Origin of the sequence: Hydrogenophaga sp. 70-12, assembly GCF_001897365.1 — a bacterium.
GTDB lineage: Bacteria > Pseudomonadota > Gammaproteobacteria > Burkholderiales > Burkholderiaceae_C > Hydrogenophaga > Hydrogenophaga borbori.
On record NZ_MKSS01000066.1, the window covers coordinates 1 to 20,612 of the forward strand.

At 74.8% G+C, this 20,612-nt stretch carries 8 protein-coding genes; all 8 read right to left on the minus strand.

Features of this window, described 5'->3' with window-relative positions; all coding sequences use genetic code 11:
• A partial coding sequence (locus BGO22_RS04350; protein WP_286849235.1) for an alpha/beta fold hydrolase occupies window positions 1–893 on the minus strand: 893 nt, incomplete at its 3' end.
• Window positions 890–1,657 carry a serine aminopeptidase domain-containing protein gene (locus BGO22_RS04355; protein WP_070398020.1) on the minus strand — a complete coding sequence of 256 codons (768 nt, stop codon included), beginning with the start codon at window positions 1,655–1,657 and terminating at the stop codon, window positions 890–892. The genes BGO22_RS04350 and BGO22_RS04355, both read right to left, overlap by 4 nt.
• Complete coding sequence (locus tag BGO22_RS04360) at window positions 1,654–4,992, minus strand: non-ribosomal peptide synthetase (protein WP_286849240.1); 3,339 nt, start codon at window positions 4,990–4,992, stop codon at window positions 1,654–1,656. Before BGO22_RS04360 ends, BGO22_RS04355 begins: the two co-directional genes overlap by 4 nt.
• Window positions 4,989–9,542, minus strand: coding sequence for a type I polyketide synthase (locus BGO22_RS04365; RefSeq protein ID WP_070398022.1), 4,554 nt, complete (start codon window positions 9,540–9,542; stop codon window positions 4,989–4,991). The genes BGO22_RS04360 and BGO22_RS04365 overlap by 4 nt, the downstream gene beginning before the upstream one ends.
• A 3-nt stretch (window positions 9,543–9,545) precedes the next feature.
• Window positions 9,546–13,169, minus strand: a complete 3,624-nt coding sequence (locus BGO22_RS04370) for a non-ribosomal peptide synthetase (RefSeq protein ID WP_139146954.1) — start codon at window positions 13,167–13,169, stop codon at window positions 9,546–9,548.
• Window positions 13,166–14,083 (minus strand): DMT family transporter, encoded by a 918-nt coding sequence (locus BGO22_RS04375; RefSeq protein ID WP_070398023.1) that lies wholly within the window; start codon window positions 14,081–14,083, stop codon window positions 13,166–13,168. Before BGO22_RS04375 ends, BGO22_RS04370 begins: the two co-directional genes overlap by 4 nt.
• Window positions 14,084–14,123: 40 nt before the next feature.
• Complete coding sequence (locus BGO22_RS04380; protein ID WP_070398024.1) at window positions 14,124–15,110, minus strand: EamA family transporter; 987 nt, start codon at window positions 15,108–15,110, stop codon at window positions 14,124–14,126.
• A partial coding sequence (locus BGO22_RS04385) for a type I polyketide synthase (protein ID WP_286849248.1) occupies window positions 15,107–20,612 on the minus strand: 5,506 nt, incomplete at its 5' end. The genes BGO22_RS04385 and BGO22_RS04380, both read right to left, overlap by 4 nt.

Below are 20,612 nucleotides of genomic sequence, written 5' to 3' on the forward strand. Positions count from 1 at the left end.
GCCTCCCCCATCCACCTTCTCACCAACCCCACCAACCTCTGCTGGCTCGCCAGCGTGGTGAAGGTGTGGTCGCAGCGCTCGAAGTACTCGATCAGCAGGCGGCCGTTGAAATCCAAAGAGGGAAACGCGTCCTGCAGCTGCCGGCGGTAGTTGTGCTGGCGTTCGCGGTCGGAGGTGAGCACGGTGAGGAACTGAGCGCCGTTGGCCAGGGCGCGGCCGTAGGCGTTTTCCAGGTAGGCGCGCACCTCGGGGTGTTCCAGGGTCACGGCCGGGCGGGCCGCGGCCATGTCACCGCCCGCCGCGCCGCCCTCGTCCACCGGCGCCCCGTGGGCGCGGCGCTTGAGCAGTTGCCACACGGGGTGCCGGCCCAGGGCCACGTTCTTCCAGGTGCGCAGGCTCAGCAGGCGGCCCGAGTAGTGCTTGAGGTAGTAGCCCTTGGTGCGCGGGATCGAGGGGTCCAGCAGAACCACACCGGCCACGCGCGGGTCGCCGGCCGCGTAGATGACCGAATGGTCCGCGCCGGAGCACAGGCCCACCAGCACCACGCGCTTCACCTGCCGCGTGGCCTGCAGGGTGTCGATGGTGTCGCGGATGTCGGCCAGGGCGGCGTCCAGCGGGGCCGATCCGTCCTCGCGGCCCTGGCTGTCACCCAGGCCGGACAGGTCCACGCGCAGCACGGGGAAGCCGTCGGCCGACAGGGCCCGCGCCAGGGACACGTGCAGGCGGTTGGGGCCCACGCGGTGGATGATGCCGGCGTTGAGGATGATGACGAAGGGCGGGTCTTCGCGCGGCGCCTGGCCATTCGCCGGCGGCAGCGGCGGCGTGATGACGCCGACCAGCCCATTGGCCGGGCCGAGCAGGAGCGTTTGTTCGGCGGCGTGGGGGCTCGTCATGACACCGTCCACTCCACCACGCGGCGCAGCAGCTTCACCGGCACGGCCCCCGCGCCCGAGTGCCGGTCTTCCAGCCAGGCGGGCTGCACATCGATGCGCTCCAGCGCCGAGCCATCGCCCGGCGGCAGCGCCGCGCCCAGCGCGCCCCAGGCCTCGCGCGCTTCGCTCACCACGGCCAGGCTGCGCGCGGGCCAGCTGGGCATGGGGTTCAACAAGTCGATGGCCTCGATGTCGCGCACCAGCGCCTCACTCAGCGCAAAGCCCAGCAGCTCCGACGGCCCCGCGCTCAGGCCGCGCGTGCGCAGGGTCTGTTCGTGCAGCGCGCGCAGTTCGGCCAGGTGCTCGCGCCCGCTGAGCACCGGGTCCCACAGCACCAGGCCGTCCACGTCGCGGCGGCGCTTCGTGGCCGCGCGCGCCGCGAGCGTGGCGCCCAGGCGCAGGCCCACCAGGGTCACGCGCTGCAGGCCCGCCGTGTCCTTCAGTTCGTCGATGGCGGTCATCACGTCGTCTGTCCAGCCGTCGATGCGCGCGTCGACCATGTCGCCGGCCGAGTCGCCGGTGCCGTGGCAGTCGAAGCGCAGCACGTGCACGCCGGCCTCGCTGAGCCATTTGCCCAGCTGGGCCATGCTGCGGTGCGCGCGCAGGTACTCGGGGCCCCAGGGCGCGCACAGCACGGCGCCGCGCGCGCGGCCACCGCTGGCGCGCGCGGGGGTGTAGAGGCCGAACAGGCGGCGCGACCGCTCGCCGAAGTACAGGGGTGTCATGCCTTGACCACGCCCTTTCCAGCCGCGGCCGAGGCCACCACCTGCCGCAGGTTCTGGAAGAACAGCGTGCGCGCGTCCATGCGCCAGCCCAGCTTCTGCTCCACCGCCAGCACCACGCGCAGCGAGAGCAGCGAGTGACCGCCGAGCTCGAAGAAGTTGTCCTCGGCGCCCACGCGCTCCACGCGCAGGATGTCGCGCCAGATCTCGGCCATGGTCTGCTCGGGGCCGCCCTCGGGCGCCACGTAATGCCGCGCGGCCTGCACCGCGTTCTTGAACGGGTCGGGCAGCGCGGCGCGGTCGGCCTTGCCGTTGGGCGTGAGCGGGATCGCGTCCACCGCCGCCACCACCGAAGGGATCATGTAGTCGGGCAGGTCGCGGCGCAGGTGGCGGCGCACGTCGCTGGCGGTGAGGTCGGCGCCGGGCGCGAAGACGATGTAGGCCACCAGGCGCAGGTCGCCGGGCGCGGCCTCGCGGCCCATCACCACGGTCTGGCGCACGGCCTCGTGCGTGGCCAGGCGGGCCTCGATCTCGCCCAGTTCGATGCGAAAACCGCGGATCTTCACCTGGTGGTCGAGCCGGCCCAGGTGGTGCAGCCGGCCCTCGGCGTCCCAGCGCGCGAGGTCGCCGGTGCGGTAGAGGCGCGCGCCGGCCTGTGCCGCGAAAGGGTCGGCCACGAAGCGCTCGGCCGTGAGCTCGGGCCGCCCGTGGTAGCCCAGGGCCACGCCCGCGCCACCGATCCACAGCTCGCCGGGCACGCCCACGGGCAGGGGCTGCTGGTGCGCGTCGAGCACGTAGACCTGGGTGTTGGCGATGGGCCGGCCGATGCCCACCACCGCGGGCGACGGCGCCACGCGTTCGGCGGTGGACCAGATGGTGGTCTCGGTGGGACCGTAGAGGTTCCACAACTCGCCCACGCGGCTGAGCAGCGCGTCGGCCAGCTCGCGCGGCAGGCCTTCGCCGCCGCAGAAGGCGCGCAGCGCGGGCGAACCGGTCCAGCCCGATTCGACGAGCAAACGCCAGCTGGCGGGCGTGGCCTGCAGCACCGTGGCGCCGCTGGCCCGCAAGGCCTCGATCAGCGAGGGCCCGTCGCTCGCGGTGTCGCGCGAGAGCAGTTCCACGCGCGCCCCCACCAGGAGCGGCAGGTAGAGCTCCAGGCCCGCGATGTCGAAGGAGATGGTGGTGATGGCCGCCAGCACGTCCTCGGCCGCGAGGCCGGGCGCCTGGCGCATGGCGCCGAGGAAGTTGCTCAGCCCGCCGTGCGACACCACCACGCCCTTGGGGCGGCCGGTGGAGCCGGAGGTGTAGATCACGTAGACCGGGTCGCCCGGCGCGGGCGTGCCGTCGAGGTCGCCGCCGTCGAGCGCCGCCAGCGCGCCGGCCTCGCGCGCGGGGTCGAACAGCCGCACGCCGGGCGGCGGGTCCACCGCGTCGGCGGCCTCGCCGGTGGTGAGCAGCACGGTGGCGCCGCTGTCGTCCAGCATGTAGGCCAGGCGATCGGCGGGAAAGCCCGGGTCCAGCGGCACGTAGGCGCCGCCGGCCTTCTGCACGGCGAGCAAGGCCACCAGCATGTCCAGCGAGCGTTCGATGCACACGCCCACGCGCACACCCGCGGCCACGCCCAGGCCGCGCAGGTGGCGCGCCCATTGGTTGGCGCGGCGGTTGAGCTCGCCGTAGCTCAGCGATTCGCCCTCGAAGCCCACGGCGGTGCGCCCGGGTGCGCTCGCCGCCTGGCGCTCGAACTGGCGCGCGAAGGGCGCGGTGTCGAGCGCGCGCGCGGTGTCATTGAAGTCCACCAGCAGTTGCCGGCGCTCGCCGTCGGTGAGCAGGGGCAGGCGGCTGATCGGCGCCTCGCCCTGCGCCAGCGCGGCGCGCAGCAGCACCTGCAGCTGCGAGGCCAGGCGCTGCATGTGGGCGGCGGAGTACAGGTCGCTGCGGTATTCCAGGCTGCACAGGATGCGGCCCTCGTGCTCGCGCGCGAACCAGGTGATCTCGTTGAGCGCGCCGCCGCTGTGCACCACCACGTCGCCCTGCTCGGGCGCGGTGGCGGCCTGGTGGTAGACCACCGCCAGCTGGAACAGCGGCGAGTGCTGGAAGCTGCGCACCGGGCGCACGCGCTCCACCACGGCCTCGAAGGGGGTTTCGCGGTGCGCGTGCGCGTCCAGCAGCGCGCCGCGCGCGCGCCGCAGCAGCTCGCTGAAGCTGGGGTCGTCGGCCAGGCGCAGGCGGATCACCAGCAGGTTCACGAAGGGGCCGATGAGGTCCTCGAACTCGGCGCGCTCGCGCACGCCCATGGGGCTGCCGATGAGCGCGTCGCCCTGCCCCGTGTGCGCGCGCAGCAGCGCGGCGCCGGCGGCCAGGAAAGCCATGTAGACGGTGGCGTGGCGCTCCTGCACCCAGCGTTTGAGCGCGGCGCTGAAGGTGGCGTCGAACTCGAAGTCCACCGTGGCGCCGCGCGCGGGCGCGTCGCTGGCCGGCAGATCGGGCGGGAACATGGAGGTGGGCGGCGCGCCCTTGAGGGCGTCGTCCCACCAGTCGAGGTCGGCGCGGATGGCCTCGGGGCGCTGGTGCTCGCGCTGCCAGGCGGCGTAGTCGGCGTACTGCAGGCGCGCGGGCCCGCCGTGCGGCTCGGGCGCCGGCGACTGCAGCTCCCGCGCCAGCTCGCGCAGCAGGATCTGCAGCGACCAGGCGTCCACCGCGATGTGGTGGGCCGCCACGATCAGCCCGTAGCCGTCGGGCGCGAAGTCCAGCAGCTCGAAGCGCAGCGGGGTCTGGCGCGACAGGTCGATGGGCGTGTGCACCGCGCGCTCCCGCGCGGCCTGCACGGCGGCCAGGCGCTCGCCGGCCGGCAGGTGGCGCAGGTCGTGCACGGTCACGGGCGGCACCTCGACGCGGCGCGCGCCGGGCACGCCGTCCTCCTGCACGAAGTGCACGCGCAGGCCGAGGTGGCGCGCGTGCACGCGCTGCACGGCGGCCAGCAGCTGCTCGCGCGGCACCTCGCCGCGCACGGGCCAGGCCAGGGCCAGCAGGTAGGTGGTGCTCTCGGGCTCCAGCTGCTGCAGGATCCACAGGCGCTCCTGGAACAGCGAGAGCGGCAGCAGGCCATCGTGCGCCACGCGGGCGCGCGGCGCCTCGTCGGCCCTCGGCGCCTGCCCCGTGTGCGCCACCGCGCCGCGCTCGGCCAGCAGCGCCATCAGCTCGGCCTTGTGCGCGGCGATGTCGGCCTTGAGCCCATCGTCGAGCCGGCCGCGGCTGGCGCTCACGCGCAACCGGCCTTCGGCCACCTCCAGATCCACACCCAGCCCCTCCAGCCGGTGCAGCAGTTCTCGCGCATTCAAAACTCGATCTCCTCCCGATCGTCGTCGTTGGCTTCGGTCGTGGCCAGGCCCTCCTGCACCCGCTGCGCCAGGGCCTGCAGGGTGGACGCGTCGAACATGTCGCGCAGCGCCAGCTGCACCCCGAGCGATTCGCGGATGCGCGCGAGCACCCGCGTGGCCAGCAGGGAGTGTCCCCCCAGGTGGAAGAAGTCGTCGTGCGCGGCCACGCGGTCCACGCCCAGCAGCTCCACCCAGATGGCGGCCAGGCGGGCCTGCACATCGCCCGGCGGCGGGTCGTCGGCATTCGCGGCACGCGCCGGCGCCGCCTGTCCCTCCAGCGCGGTGCCGCGCGCCGCCGCCTCGGCGCGCGGCGCCTCGATCGGCGGGTTCAGCGCGGCCGAGCGCGCCAGCGACAAGGCCTGCGGCAGGTCGTAGGGCACCACCACCACGCGGCGCAGCTCGCTGGCGAGCACGCGCTCGAAGGCGTCCAGGCCGTCGGCCGTGCCGATGGCCTGGGCCAGATAAGCGTCCCAGGCGGCGCGGCGCCAGGCGGGCACCTCCAGCTTCGCGGCCATGCCGACCTCGCGCCAGGCGCCCCAGTCGAAGGCCACCACGCGCCGCCAGGCCGGCGGCGCCTCGGCCGATTCGGCGAAGGCGTCGAGCACGGCGTTGGCCGAGGCGTAGTCGGCCACGCCGGGCGCGCCCAGCACGGCGTTGATGGAGCTCATCAGCACCACCAGCTCCAGCGGCGTCTCGGCCAGCAGCTCGCGCAGCACGCGCAGGCCGCCGAGCTTGGGCGCGAGCACGGCCTCGATGGACTCGGGCGTCTTCAGCGCCGACAGCGCGCCTTCGCCGGCCACGCCGGCCGCGTGCACCACGGCGTCGATGCGGCCCCAGCGCGCGCGTGCGGCCTGCACGGCGGCGGCCATGGCCGTGGCGTCGGCGGCGTCGGCCTGGGCCAGCTCCACCTCGCCGCCCGCGGCCTCGATGGCGCGCAGCGCCGTGATGGTCTGGGCGTGCCGGTCATCGCCGCCGTGCGTGGCCAGCCAGGCGTCCCAGCCGGCGCGCGGCGGCAGCGCGGTGCGCGCGGTGAGCAGCAGGCGCGCGCGGCGCCGCTCGGCCAGGCGCTGCGCGATGGCCAGGCCCATGCCCCCCAGGCCGCCGGTGATCAGCACCACCGCGCCTTCGCGCAATGGCAGGGCGTCGGCGCCCACGGCGGGCAAAGCGGTGCGCTCGTGGCGGCGCAGCCAGCGCTGGCCCTGGCGGCGCGCCACCATGTCTTCCTCGTCGCGCGCCAGGGCTTCGTCCAGCAGGCCCTGCGCCGCCGACTCGGCGGATGCGGCGCCCGTGGCCTCCAGGTCGAGCTGGCGCAGGCGCAGGCCCGGCATTTCCAGGGGCAGGGCCAGCACCGGGCCGATGGCGAGTGCGGCCGCCGAGCGCGCCACCGCCTCGCCCAGCACGCTGTGCGCGCCGGCCGTGGCCAGGATCACCCGCACCGGCTCGCGGGCCGTGGGCGCCAGCGCGGCGGCCAGCGCCACGGGCGCGTGGTGCAGCCATTGGGTGGCCTCTGTGTCGCTGCCCTCGTGCGCCTGCAGGCCCCACAGCGCGAAGGCGCCCGCCACCGGCTGACCGGCCGCGCGGGCCTGGGCCACGGCGGCCTCGGCCTCGGCCGGCGAGGCGATGCGCACGGCGCGGCCACCGGCGTCGCCGACCTGGCGCGCCAGCGCCTCGGCCAGCGCTTCGGCCCCACCGGCGATCAGCCAGGTGCCCGACAGCCCGGCCACGCGGTTGCGCGGCGCGCGCGACCAGGTGGGCGCGTAGAGCCAGTCGGCCACGTCGCGGCTGAAGGCCAGGCCCTGGGCCTCGCCCGGCTTCGCAGCCGGCGCGCTGGCGGCCGGCGCGGGCACCGGCGCGGGCGCATCGATCGCGCAGCGCTGGCGCTCGAAGGGGTAGGTGGGCAGGGGCACGCGGCGCGCGGGGTGCCCGCCGTGCAGGCCGGCCCAGTCCAGCGCCACGCCCGCGAGCCACAGGCGGCCCGCCGCGTCCAGCGCGGCCGGCGCTTCTTGCTTCGCCTCGCGCGCGCCGCCCAGCGAAGCGGCCACACGCCGCGCGCCCTGCGGGCCCAGCGCCATGGCGGCCAGCGTGGCCAGCGCGCGGCCCGGGCCCACCTCCAGCAGGTGCAGCGAGGCGTCGGCCGAGAGCGTGCGCACACCGGCGTCGAACAACACGGCGCGGCGCAGGTGCTCGGCGTAGTACGCGGGCGAGGTGGCCTGCTCGGGGGTGATCCACTGGCCCGTGAGGTTGGATACGTAGGGCAGCGTGGGCGCGTGCAACGCGATCCCGCGCACCAGCGCGGTGAAGGGCTCAAGCACGCCGTCCATCATGGAGGAGTGGAAGGCGTGCGAGGTGTGCAGCGGCTGCGCCTCGGTGCCCATCGCGGCGAGCGCGGCCAGCCCGGCGTCCAGCGCCTCGCGCGGGCCGGCGATGGCGCACAGGCCGGGCGCGTTCACGGCCGCGATCTCCAGCGCCGGCGCGTTCGCCGCCAGCCAGGCGCGCAGCGCGCCTTCGTCCATGTGCACGGCCGCCATACCGCCGGGCGCCATGCCCTGCATCAGGCGGCCGCGCGCGGCCACCAGCGCCAGCGCGTCGGCCAGCGACAGCACGCCCGCCAGGTGCGCGGCCACGTACTCGCCGATGCTGTGGCCCAGCATGGCCGCGGGGCGCACGCCCCAGCTCTGCCACAGCAGGGCCAGCGCGTACTCGGTGACGAACAGCGCGGGCTGGGCGTAGCGCGTCTCGTTGATGGTGGTGTCGCCCGCCGGCGCGAACAGCAGCTCGCGCAGGTCGGTGCCCAGGGGCTCGCGCAGCAGCCCGGCGCAGCGGTCCACGGCCTCGCGGTAGACGGGGTACTGCGCGTACAGCCCCGCGCCCATGCCCGCGAACTGGCTGCCCTGGCCGCTGAACAGGAAGGCCACGGGGCGCTCGCCGCCCTCGTGTCGCGCGCCGTGCATGGGCGGGCGCTGCGGCGCGTCGAGCGCGGCGATGAGTTCGGCCACCGAGGACGCGGCCACCGCGCGGCGCTGCGCGAAGGCGCGCCGGCCGGTCTGCAGGGTCCAGGCGGTGTCGCGCAGCGCCGCCTCGGGATGGGCCTGCAGGTGCTGCTTCAGGCGCTGGGTGGCGGCGTCCAGCGCGGCCTCGGTGCGCGCGGACAGCACGATGAGCTGCGGGCCTTCATCGGCCAGCGGGCGCTCCTGCTCGGGCGCCTCTTCCAGCACCACGTGCGCGTTGGTGCCGCCGATGCCGAAGGAGCTGACGCCCGCGCGGCGCGGCGTGGGCCCGGCCGGCCAGGGCGCGGCCTCGGCGCTCGCGGTGAAGGGTGAGTCCTCCAGGTTGAGCTGCGGGTTGGGCCGCTGGAAGTTCACCAGCGGCGGCAGCTCGCGGTGCTGGAGCGCCAGCACGGCCTTGATGAGCCCGGCCACGCCGGCCGCCGCGTCCAGGTGGCCCAGGTTGGCCTTGAGCGAGCCCAGGCGGCAGAAGCCGCGCTGGTCGGTGTCGCCCTCGAACACCTGGCGCAGCGCGGCGATCTCGATCGGGTCGCCCAGCGGCGTGGCCGTGCCGTGCGCCTCGATGTAGCCGATGCTGCGCGGCGCCACGCCGGCCAGGATCTGCGCGGTGGCAATGGCCTCGACCTGGCCGTCCACGCTGGGCGCGGTGTAGCCGGCCTTGCCGGCGCCGTCGTTGTTGATGGCCGCGCCGCGGATGACCGCGTGAATGGTGTCGCCGTCGGCCAGCGCATCGGCCAGGCGCTTGAGCACCACGATGCCCGCGCCCGCGCCGGGGCGCGTGCCCTTGGCCTCGGCATCGAAGGGGCGGCAGCGGCCGTCGGGCGAGAGGATCATGCCCTCCTGGTAGAGGTAGCCGCCGCGCTGCGGGAAGCTCAGCGACACGCCGCCGGCCAAGGCCATGTCGCATTCGTGGCGCTCCAGCGCGCGGCAGGCCGCCTGCACCGCCACCAGCGAGGTGGAGCAGGCGGTCTGCAGCGTCATGCTGGGGCCGCGCAGGTCCAGCTTGTAGGACACGCGCGTGCAGAGGAAGTCCTTGTCGTTGCCCAGCATGAGCTGGTAGCCGCCCACCGCCGCCGCCAGCGCGGGCTGGCGCAGGATCTGCGACATCAGGTAGGTGTTCATGCTGGCGCCCGCGTACACGCCCACCGGTGCCTCGATGGCGCCCGGCGCGTAGCCCGCGTGCTCCAGCGCCTCCCAGGCGCACTCCAGGAAGAGGCGCTGCTGCGGGTCGATCACCTGCGCCTCGCGCGGCGACAGGCCGAAGAAGGCGGCGTCGAAGTGCTCCGATTCCTGCAGCACGGTGCCGCGTTTCACGTAGCCGGGCAAGGCACTCAGCGCGGGGTCCACGCCGGCCTCGCGCAGGTCCTGGTCGCTGAAGTCCTCTAGCGATTCCACGCCCTCGCGGATGTTGCGCCAGAAGGCGTCGAGGTCGGCCGCGCCGGGGAAACGCCCCGCCAGGCCGACGATGGCGATGGCGTGGGCGGGGTACTGGTCCTTGAGGTTCATCCGTCAACCCTGAATCTGTTTCGCGGCCCGGGCGCGCGCGCGCTCCAGCGCCGAACTCGCGCCCGCCGGCGCACCCAGGCGGTCCGCCTGCGCCGCCACCGTGGTGCGCTGGAACAACTCGACCAGCGCGATCTCCTGCCCGAACTCGCGCTTGAGCGCGGCCTGCAGGCGCACCAGCAGCAGCGAGTGCCCGCCGATGTCGAAGAAGTTGGCGTGCAGGCCCACGCGATCGAGCTTGAGGACCTCGCGCCACAGCGCGGCCACCTGGCGCTGCACCGGCGACATCAGGGCCTCGGCCACCTCGTCGGCCTCGCTCGGCGCGGCGGCCTCGGGCACCGGCAGGGCCTTGCGGTCGACCTTGCCGTTGGGCGTGAGCGGAAAGGCCTCCAGCACCACGAACTGGCCGGGCACCATGTACTCGGGCAGCTGCGCGCGCAGCGTGGCGCGCATGGCCTCGGCTTCGGGCCGGGCGCCGGCCTCGGGCACCACGTAGGCCACCAGGCGCTGGTCGCCGGGCGTGTCCTCGCGCACGTGCACCACATTGCCCTTGATGCCCGGGTGGCGCGAGAGCACGGTCTCGATCTCGCCCAGCTCGATGCGGAAACCGCGCACCTTCACCTGGTGGTCGCGCCGGCCCACGAACTCCAGTCGGCCGTCGGCCAGGAAGCGCACCACGTCGCCGGTGCGGTACACGCGCGTGAGGCCCACGCCGGGCAGCTCCAGCGTCACGAACTTCTCGGCCGTGAGCTCGTCGCGGTGCCGGTAGCCGCGCGCCAGGCCGTCGCCGCCGATGCACAGCTCGCCGCCGACGCCGATCGGCGCCGGCAGGCCCGAGGGCTCCAGCACGTAGACCTGGGTGTTGGCGATGGGCCGGCCGATGGAGATGCCGCGCGCGGTGTCGGTGATGCGCTGAACCGTGGACCAGATGGTGGTCTCGGTGGGCCCGTACATGTTCCAGAGCTCGCCGCCGGTGGCGATGAGCTTGTCGGCCAGTTCGCGCGGCAGGCCCTCGCCGCCGCACAGCATCTTCAGGCCGGGCCGGCCGCGCCAGCCGCTGTCGAGCAGCAGGCGCCAGGTGGCGGGCGTGGCCTGCAGCAGCGTGGCCTCGTGCCGGTCCAGCAGCTGCGCCAGCCGCAGGCCGTCGAGCGCGGTGGCGCGCGCGGCCAGCACCACGGTGCCGCCCACGGTCAGCGGGCCATGGATCTCCAGGCCGGCGATGTCGAAGGACAGCGTGGTCACGGCCACGAAGCGGTCCTGCGCGCCAATGCCCGGCTCGCGCTGCATGGACAGCAGGAAGTTCACCACCGAGCGGTGCTCCAGCATCACGCCCTTGGGGCGGCCGGTGGAGCCCGAGGTGTAGATGACGTAGGCCAGGTCGTGGGGACCCGCGGCGGCGGGCGGGTTCAGGGGCGACAGCGCCGCCAGTTCGGCCTCGCCCGCGTCCAGGCGCACGCCGTGCACGCCATCGGGCAGGCCATCGGCCAGCGCGGATTGCGTGACCACGATGCCCAGCTCGGCGTCTTCCATCATGTAGTCGAGCCGGTCCTTGGGAAAGGCCGGGTCCAGCGGCACGTAGGCGGCGCCGGCCTTGAGGATGCCCAGCACCGCGACCACCATGTCCAGGCCGCGCTCCATCCACACGCCCACCAGCGAACCCGCCCCCGCGCCGAGCGAGCGCAGGTGGTGGGCCAGGCGGTTGGCGCGCGCGTTCAGCTCGCCGTAGCCCAGCGCCTGCTCCTCGAAGCGCACGGCCACCGCCTCGGGCGTGCGCGCCGCCTGCGCCTCGAACAGGCCGTGCACGGTCTGCTGGCGTGGGTAGTCCCGGGCGGTGGCGTTCCAGTCGAGCAGCAGCTGGCGCTCCTCGGCCGGGGTGAGCAGGTGCAGGTCGGCGATGCGCGCCTCGGGCGCGTCGATGAAGCCGCGCAGCAGCCGCTCGTAGTGGCCCTGCCAGCGCGCGATGGTGCTGTCGTCGAACAGGTCGGCGTTGTATTCGAAGTAGCAGCGCAGGCCCTGGGGGATGTCGAAGACGTCGACGGCGAGGTCGAAGCGCGCCGACTTCACCTCCAGCTCCACGGGCTCGCAGCGCAGGTCGGGCAGGTCCAGGCCGGTCAGCTGCATGTGCTGCAGCACGAACAGCACCTGGAACAGCGGCGAGTGGTCGAGCTCGCGGCGCGTGCCCAGCAGGTCGACCAGCATGTCGAAGGGCATGGCCTGGTGCTGGTAGGCCTTCAGAGCGCGGTCGCGCACGCGCGCCATCAGCTCGCGCACGCTGGGGTTGCCCGAGAGGTCGGCGCGCAGCACCAGGTTGTTGGCGAAGAAGCCAATGACGTGTTCGACCTCGGTGCGGTTGCGGTTGGCGATGGCCGAGCCGATGGCGATGTCGGTTTCGCCGCTGTAGCGGTGCAGCAGCACCTGGAAGGCCGACATCAGCACCATGTACAGCGTGACGCCCTCCTGGCGGCCGAAGGCCTTGAGGCGCTGCGACAGGTCCGGCGAGAGCTGCAGCGTGCGGCGCGCGCCCCGCGTGGTCTGCACCGGCGGGCGCGGCCGGTCGGTGGGCAACTGCAGCAGGGAGGGCAGGTCGTGCAGCTCGCGCTTCCAGAACGCCGCGTGCTCGTCCAGCGCGCCCTGCGCGAAGGCCTGACGCTCCCACTCGGCGTAGTCGTGGTACTGCACGGGCGGCGGCGCCAGATTGGGTTCCTGCCCGGTGACCAGGTGGGTGTAGAGCGACTGGAACTCCAGCATGAAGATGCCGATCGACAGCCCGTCCGAGACGATGTGGTCGATCGCGATGGCGAGCACGTGGCGATCGGCGGCCTCGCGGATCAGGCCCACGTGCAGCAGCGGCGCGCGCGTGAGGTCGAAGGGCTTTTGCACGATGCCCTCCGCCGCCCGGGTGGACGCCGCCGCCAGCGCCTCGCCCCGCAGGTGGGACAGGTCGATTCGTTCGATGGCCAGCGGCGTCTGCGCCTCGATCACGCAGCGCGGCTCGCCCTGCACGGTGATGAAGCGCGTGCGCAGGCTTTCGTGGCGCACCACCAGCATCTGCAGCGCGCGCTCCAGCGCGCCGTCGTCGAGCGCACCGGTGAAGCGCAGCACCGCCGGGATGTTGTAGGCGTGGCTGTGCGGATCGACCTGGCGCAGGAACCACAGGCGCTGCTGGGTGTGCGACACCGGCATGTCGGCCTGGCGCGGCACCGGCACCAGCGGGGGCAGCGCCGATCGCGCGGGGGCCGCGCCCGCCCCGGCCTGCGCACCCAGGTGCGCCTTGACCTCTTCCTTGCGCCGGCCGAGCTCCTCGCGCAGCGCCGGGGTCAGCGCGCCTTTGGGCGCGCTGACGTTGAGCTTGTCGCCGTCGACCGAGAGGCGGATGTCCAGCCGCGCCAGGCGCGCCAGCAGATCGGCCACGCCGCCCGAGGCCAGCGGCGTGGGCGCGGCCTTGTCGCCGAGCGCGGCCAGCAGCTCCGCGCGGCGGCCCGCCAGTTGCTGGCGCGTCTCGGGCGAGAGCGCGCCCGGCGGGGCGCGGAAGTGCAGCTGGCCGCCCTCCGCCCACAGCTCCACGCCCTGCGCCTGCAGGGCGGCCATCCATTGCCTCAGCTCCTCGGACACGTGCTCATTGCCTTTCATGGGGAGGTCCCTGGCGCGCCGCGCGGGCCGGCGGACACCCGCCAGGCGAGCAGCACGGCCACGCCGATCAACAACAGCGCCAGCCACTGCCCGCGCGACGGCCCGGCGCCCCGGGCCAGGGATTCGATGCCGAACATACCAGCCAGGTGCAGCACCAGCACCGGCGCGGCCAGCGACACCGGCGCGGCCTCGCAGGCGCGGTCCAGCGCCCACAGGCCCAGCAGGCCCACCACGCCGATGCCGGCCAGCACCAGCGCGTCGTGCGCGCTGGGCGTCACCCACACCCAGGGCATGAGCGGCGTCAGCAGCGCGAACACGCCAGCGGCGGTGTAGAACAGATTGGCCTGCACGGCCTCCTCGCGCAGCTGGCGCGTCATGGCCACGTACAGGGCGAACGAGGCCGCCATGGCCAGCGGCCAGGCCAGCCGGCCCGGCGCGGCGGGCCAATGGGGTTGCAGCAGCAGCAACGCGGCCAGCGCGCCGAGCGCGGCCGCCGCCCAGGCCAGGGGCGGCACGGATTCGCGCAGCCAGCCGCGCGCCAGCGCCAGGATCAGCAGCGGAGCGACCCAGAACAGCGCCCACACGGTGTGCCCGGTCACACCGCCGACCAGGGCCAGCGCGAAGCTCAGGGGCATGACCAGCATGCACAGCGAGCGCAGCAGCTGGAACAGCGGGCGGCGCGTGCGCCACAGCCGCGAGGGTTCGCGCCAGCCGCAGACCAGCAGCAGGCAGGCCAGGTGCACGGCGTAGCGGCACCACACGATCTGCATCAGGTGGTAGGGCTGCTGGAACTGCGCGCCCACCACGCCTTCGAGCAGCGTCCACGAGAGCACGAACAGCGCGAGCAGCAGCAGCGCGCGGCGCCCGTCGCCCAGCGGCGCGGCCCAGGCCGGCGTGGCCAGACCGGTGGTCATGGGACCACCCTCCGTGCGGCGCGCGGCGCGGCGGCGCCCATCACAGGCCCCCCCGCACCGACACCGGCGCACCGAGCACCGAATCGCCGAGCGCCGAATCGCGGGTTCCGACACCCGCCACGCGGCGCGCCGAGGCGCGCCACCACACGATGGTCACCACCCCACCGACCAGCGCCGAGGCCAGCACCAGCCGCCACGAAGGCCACTGGCCCCGCAACAGCCCCGGCAGCCACTGCAGCACCAGCACGTGCGCGTACAGCAGGGGCGCCAGGTGCGACAGCGACCAGCGGCGCAGCGCCTGGTCGAGCAGCCACAGCGCCAGGTAGCCGAAGGCGCCGACGCCCGCCAGCAGCGCCAGGTCGCGCCCACTGGGCCGCACCCACACGCCGGGCAGGAAGGGCAGCAGCACCAGCAGGCCCACGGCGGCGACGAAGAACAGCCCCGTCTGCACGGGTTCGTCGCGCAGCAGGCGCGTCAGCGCCAGGTAGACCGCGAGGGCCGCGCCCGACAGCAGCGGCATCAGCAGCGCCGCCAGCGAGCCCGGCAGCGCGGGCTGGAACAGCAGCAGCACGGCCCCCAGCCCGGCCAGCGCGCCCAGCCACAGCACGGCGGCCGGCCGCTCGCGCAGCCACAGCGCCGCCAGCGCCAGCGCGAACAGCGGCGCGAACCACAGGCCCGAGAGCGCGAGCGGGATGGACACGCCCGAGTAGACCGCGGCGGCGAAGGCGAAGGGCAAGGCCAGCATGGACAGGCCGCGCAGCACGTGCCAGGGCGCGCGCCGGCTGCGCCACCAGCGCTGGCCGGCGTCGCCGCGCCAGGTCCACAGCAGCAGCATCAGCAGCAGCTGCACGCCGAAGCGCACGCCCTCGACCTGCACCAGGCTGTAGGCCTGGTGCAACTGCGTGACCAGCACCTCGACCAGCGACCACACCAGCGCGAAGGCCAGCGCGAACAGCACCGCCCCCTGGCGGGTGGAGCGCTGGGCCAGCCAGCGGCGCGCGGGGCGCACGAACGGCAAACGGTTCACAGGGTTCCCTCCTCCCATTCAACGCCCTCGACCGTACCGGCCTCGAGCGCCGCCTCGCCAGACGGCAGGTCCAGGCCGTCCAGCAGGCTGCTGGCCAGCGAGGACACGCTGGGGCCTTGCAGCAGATCGGCCACGGCCACGGTGGCCTTGAGCGAGGCCTGGATGCGGTTGCGCAGCTCCATGGCCATGAGCGAGTCCATGCCCAGGTCGATCAGCGAGCGCTGCGGATCGACGTGGTGGGCCGCGCCCAGGGCCAGCACGCGCACCACCTGGTCGGCCAGGAAGTCCGACAGCACGGCGTGGCGCTCGGGCGCCGGCGTCTCGCTCAGGCGCGGCAGGATGTCCACCGCCTCGGCCGCCGGCGCGGCCGCCTTGGTCGGCGCCGCGCTGACCAGCGCGCTGAAGAAGGGACCCAGGTTGGCGGGCAGGCGCGCGCGCACCAGCGGCATCGCCGCCATCTGCGGCGCGCGCGCGCCGCGCAGCATCTGCCCGAGCATGCGCATGCCCTCGTCGGGCGTGATCATGCCCAGGCCCATGGCCGCCCAGCGGCGGTGGTGCAGCTCGCCCAGGCCGGCGGCCATGCCGACCTCGGCCCAGCTGCCCCAGTTGATGCTGAGCGCGTGGCGGCCCTGGCTGCGGCGCAGGTGCGCCAGCGCGTCCATGAAGGTATTGGCCGCCGCGTAGTTGCCCTGGCCGGGCGAGCCCATCAGCGCCGCGCCCGACGAGAAGCAGACGAAGAAGTCGAGCGCGAGCCGCGCCGTGGCCTGGTGCAGGTTCCAGGCGCCGCGCACCTTGGGCGACAGCACGGCCTCGAACCGCTCGGGCCCGAGTTCGGCCAGGGTGCCGTCGTCCACCAGGCCGGCGGCGTGCACCACGCCGCGCAGGCGCGGCATGTCGCGGCCCAGACCGTCCACCACGGCCGACGCCTGCGCGGCGTCGGCCACGTCCCCCTGCGCCACGCGCACGCGCACGCCCGCCGCTTCCAGTTCGGCGATGGCGGCCTGCGCCTCGGCCGAGGGCGCGCGCCGGCCCATCAGCACCAGGTGGCGCGCGCCTTCGCGCGCCAGCCAGCGCGCCGTCACCAGCCCCAGGCCGGTGAGGCCGCCGGTGACGAGGTAGCTGGCGTCCGCGCGCACGGCGGGCGCGTGGTGCTGGGTGATGACGATCTTGCCCACGTGGTGCCCCTGGCCCATGAAGCGGAAGGCGTCCTCCGCGGCTTCGATGGGGTACAGGCGCTGCGGCAGCGGCTTGAGCACGCCGGTCTCGAAGTCGGCCAGCAGATCGCGCAGCATGTCGCGCACGAACTCGGGCCGCTCGGCGGCCACCTCGCCCAGGTAGAGCGGGTGGTAGTGCACGCCGGGGAACTCGGCGCCGACCTTGGCCGCGTCCCAGATGCCGGTCTTGCCGATCTCGATGAAGTGGCCGCCCGGGCGCAGCAGGCCCAGGCTGGCGGGGATGAAATCGCCGGCCAGCGAGTTGAGCACGATGTCCACGCCCTCGCCCTTCGAGTCGCGGCGCACGTCGGGCACGAAGCTCAGCGAGCGCGAATCGGCCAGGTGGTGGGTGCCCAGCTCGGTGGCCAGGGCGCGCTTGGCCGGCGAGCCGGCGGTGCCGAAGACCTCGGCGCCCGCGCGGCGCGCCAGCTGCAGCGCGGCCATGCCCACGCCGCCGGTGACGGCGTGCACCAGCACGCGGTCGCCCTTCTTCATGCCGGCCAGGTGGCGCAGCGCGTACTCGGCGGTGAGGAAGGTGACGGGGATGGTCGCGGCCTCGGCGAAGGTCAAGCTGGGCGGCTTCTTCACCGTCATCACGGCCGGCGCGATGACCCAGGTGGCGAAGCTCTTGTCGACCATGGCGACCACCTCGTCGCCCACGGCCAGGTCGGTGACGCCCTCGCCCACGGCGCAGACGACGCCCGCGCATTCGTTGCCCAAGGGCCCCGGGTCGCCCGGGTACATGCCCAGGGCGTTGAGCACGTCGCGGAAGTTCAGGCCCGTGGCGTGCACGCGGATCTCAACCTCTCCCGGCCCGGGCGCTTCGCGCGGCACCGGCAGCAGGGCCAGGCGGTCCAGCGACCCGCGCTCGGTGATCTCCAGCCGCAGCGGCCGGGGCTCGGGCACGAAGTCGCCGGGCACCAGGCGCGAGACGTGGCGCAGGCCGCCGCGCAGCGCCACGCGGTCCTCGGCGTCGGCCACGCGCAGGCTGGCCCACAGCAGCTCGGTCTCGTCGTCGCGGTGCGTGGGGTCGAGGTCGACGCGCACGCAGCGCAGGGCGGGGTACTCGGAGGCGACCACGCCGCCCAGGCCCCACAGCGGCGCCTGCAGCAGGTCGGGCACCGAGCCGGCCACGGCCTGCGCGCCGCGCGTGAGCCAGTACAGGCGCGCGTGGGATTCGCCCAGGGACTGCACCACGCGCAGCAGGTCGCCCAGCAGCGCCAGATGCGCGTCCTGCAGGTCGGCGCCGCCGGCCGGCGGCGTGAGCGTCCAGGCCACCACGATGCCCTTGAGCGCGCGCGCATCGGCGCGGGCCGCGGCCTCGATCGCCCGGCGGACCTGCGCGGCGTCCGAGGGGTCCACCCGCCAGCCGTCGGCGCCGCACTCGGCGGTCCCCTCGCCCCGGGCGATCACCGCCACGCCCGCGCCGTCACGCCGCAGCCGCGCCGCCAGTGCCTGGCCCACGCCGCTGGCGTCGGCCAGCACCAGCCAGCGCCCCTCGGCGTCCGCATCCGGCGCCGGGGTCGGCGGCAGCGCCTGCCAGTCGGCCTCGAAGGCCCACTCCGTGGCCGGCGCGTTGCCGGCCATTGCGCGCTGCAGCAGGGCGCGCGTGACGCGCTTGAGCACCAGCCGGCGCACCTCGGCCACCACCACGCCGTGGTCGTCGAACAGGGTGACGTCGGCGCCCACCGCCTCGGCATCGGGCGTCGCCTCGTCCACGCTCACGTGGCACCACGCCTGCGACAGGCCGGTCTGGTGGACGCGGTAGTTGCCCATGCCCACGGGCACGCAGAGGTCGTCGCTGGGCGTGCCGTCGGGCGCGGTATCGCCCCAGGACAGGCCCACGCCCACCAGTTGCAGGCAGGCGTCGAGCAGGGCCGGGTGCAGCACGAAGGACGGCGCCGCGGCGGCCACGCCCGCCGGCAGGGCCACGCGGCCCAGCACCTGGCGGCCCTCGCTGCGGATCTCGGTGATGCAGCGGAAGGCCGGGCCGTAGTGCGCGCCTTGCTCGGCGAGCCGCGCGTAGTAGGCCTCGACGTCGTGCTCGCGCGCGGCGGCGCCCAGCAGGCCGGCCCGGCGCAGGGGCGCGGGCGCGGCGCTGCCCTGCCCCACCACGAAGTTGGCACCGACGTGCAGCTTCCAGGCCGGCGCGTCGGCGCCCGGCGCGTCGGCGTCGGCGCGGCTGAACACGCGCACCGCGTAGCGGCCCTGATCGGGTTCGTCCACGACCACCTGCACCGTGCGCTGGCCCTCCTCGGGCAGCGGCAGGCCTTCGCGGATGAGCACGTCGAACAGCTGGCCATCGTCGGTGCCCGCGGCCTCGCGCCCGGCGATCTGCGCCAGCTCCAGGAAACCGGTGCCCGGGAACAGCGTGAACTCGAAGATGCGGTGGTCGGCCAGCCAGGGCTGGGAGGCGACGCCGATGTGGCTCTGGAAGATGGACAACGGGCTGGGCACCACGCCGCCCAGCAGCGGGTGGCCGCTGCGCGTGGGCGCGAGCGCGGCGCCCTCGGCCCGGCCGCCCGGCTCGAACCAGTAGCGCTCGCGCTGGAAGGCGTAGGTGGGCAACACCACACGCTGGCGCGCGGCGGCCTCGCCGAGCACCGCGCGCCACTGCACCGGCAGGCCGCGCGCGTGCAGGCGGCCCAGGCTTTCCAGCAGGCAGCGCGTGTCCGCCCGCCCCTTGCGCAGGGAGGGGATGAAGCTGGCGTCGGCGAGCGCGCTGGCGCGCTGGGCCATGTTCACCAGCGTGGGCGCCGGGCCGACCTCCACGAACACGCGGTAGCCCTCTTTCTGCAGCGCGGCGATGCCGTCGCCAAAGCGCACCGCGTCGCGCACGTGCTGGCACCAGTACTCGGGCGTGCACACCTCCTCGCCGGCCAGGGTGCCGGTGAGGTTGGAGGCCAGGTCCATGCTCGGCGGGTTCAGCCGCACCGTGGCCAGCTCGGCGCGGAAGGCCTCGAGCATGGGCTCCATGAGCGGCGAGTGGAAGGCGTGCGACACCACCAGCGGCTGCGACTCCACGCCCTGCGCCCGCAGGCGCGCCAGCGCCGCCGCGAGCGCGTCGCTGCGGCCGGAGATGACGGTGTTGCCCGGGCCGTTGACGGCCGCGATCGACAGCACCGCCGCGTCGGCCGCGATGGCCTGGCGCACCGTGGCCTCGTCGGCGAACACCGCCGCCATGCCGCCGTCGCGCGGCAGCTGGCCCATCAGGCGGCCGCGCGCGGCGATCAGGCGCAGGCCATCGGCCAGGCTGAACACGCCCGCCAGGCAGGCGGCCACGTACTCGCCCACGCTGTGGCCCATCACGGCCGTGGGCACCACGCCCCAGGAACGCCAGAGCTGTGCCAGCGCGTACTCGATGGCGAACAGCGCGGGCTGGGTGAAGGCGGTGTCGTCCAGGCGCGCGGCGTCCTCGCCGCTGGCGAAAACCGTGTCCAGCAGGCCGTGCGGCAGCAGCGGCGAGACCAGGCGGTCGCACTCGTCCAGGGCGGCGCGAAACACCGGCTCCTGTTCGTAGAGCTGGCGGCCCATGCCGGCGTACTGCGCGCCCTGGCCGGTGAACATGAAGACCACCTCGGGCGCGGCGCCGAGCGTGGCGCGCGCGCGCACCACGCCGGCGGGCGCGACGCTCTCGCCGTCCGGGGCGGCCACGCTGTCCAGGAAGGCCTTGAGCTGGGCGCGCAGCTCGTCGGTGCTGGCGGCCACCAGGGCCAGGCGCTCCACGAAGTGCGAGCGGCCCAGCGCCAGCGTGGCCGCGACCGGCGCCAGCGGCAGCGCGGGGCCGGCGGCCAGCGCCTCATCCAGGCGGCGCGCCTGCGCGGCCAGGGCGGTGGCGGTGTGCGCCGACAGCACCACCAGGTGCTCGGCGCGCGGCGCCTCGCCGGTGGCGGGCGCGGCGGGCGGGGGCGGCGCCTCTTCCAGCACCACGTGCGCGTTGGTGCCGCTGAAACCGAAGGAGCTGACGCAGGCGCGCCGGGGCGCGTCGCCGGGGCGCGGCCAGGCGGTCGGCGCGGTCGGCACGGTGATGGGGTACTGGTCCCAGGCGATCAGGGGGTTGGGCTGGCGCAGGTGCAGGTGCGGCGGCACGGTGGCGTGCTGCAGGGCCAGCACGACCTTCATGACACCGGCCACGCCGGCCGAGGCCTCCAGGTGGCCGATGTTGGTTTTCACCGAACCCACCATGAGCGGGCGCTCGCGCGGGCGCTCGCCGAAGACCTGGTTGAGCGCCTTCATCTCGATCGGGTCGCCCAGCGGCGTGCCGGTGCCGTGCGCCTCGACGTAGCCG

Excerpts from the sequence above, each read along its gene's own strand:
- BGO22_RS04375 (WP_070398023.1), bottom strand. The coding sequence starts at position 14,083 with ATGACCACCGGTCTGGCCACGCCGGCCTGGGCCGCGCCGCTGGGCGAC.
- BGO22_RS04370 (WP_139146954.1), bottom strand. The coding sequence starts at position 13,169 with ATGAAAGGCAATGAGCACGTGTCCGAGGAGCTGAGGCAATGGATGGCC.
- BGO22_RS04365 (WP_070398022.1), bottom strand. The coding sequence starts at position 9,542 with ATGAACCTCAAGGACCAGTACCCCGCCCACGCCATCGCCATCGTCGGC.
- BGO22_RS04355 (WP_070398020.1), bottom strand. The coding sequence starts at position 1,657 with ATGACACCCCTGTACTTCGGCGAGCGGTCGCGCCGCCTGTTCGGCCTC.